The sequence below is a fragment of the Bacteroides sp. AF29-11 genome (assembly GCF_003602895.1).
GTDB lineage: Bacteria > Bacteroidota > Bacteroidia > Bacteroidales > Bacteroidaceae > Bacteroides > Bacteroides uniformis.
This window is the reverse complement of the sequence record NZ_QTLY01000001.1, coordinates 1-580: the sequence shown is the minus strand read 5'-3', so window position 1 is coordinate 580 and position 580 is coordinate 1.

The window sequence follows — 580 nt, the reverse complement described above, 5'->3', positions numbered from 1 at the left end:
AAAAACTAATCTTTCCACAGCAATGTTCTTTTCTTACCACAGCTGTGGAAAGAAAGAAACGCGGGTGTGGTAAGAAAGAAACATATCTGTAGTGAGAAAAGTTGTTCAGTAGTTCTCGTTTAGTATCCGGGCTTTCCGGATGTAGCCTTTCGCAGGTTTATTGTCAGTTCTCTTTGGGCTCCTCAAGCGTGGTGTCGGCCGTTCTGTGGTCTATGTCAAGGGGTGAACTTAGTATATTCCGATGCGCGCGCGTATATATATAATGTATCCCTTTCCTTCCTGCCTTTCTTTCCCTTTAAAAAATATGCTTTAAAACATATCTATCAATCAGCTAGTTATGAAAAAGTTCACGTAAACCCTCAAAAAAAGCTTGTATATATTTTGCAGATGTCCGTAAAAGCCCTACTTTTGCATCCGCTTTCGGGAACGAAGGCGGCGATGTTTTGACATTCTGACAGTAAAACGGAGCGGTAAGCTTCCATTTTTCTCTTCTTTGCCATAGGTTTCTTTCGGAACTTCGGCCTTGGAAAAGAAAAATGAAAAAAACTTCCGAAACATTTGGAAGTTATGCTTTAAAGTC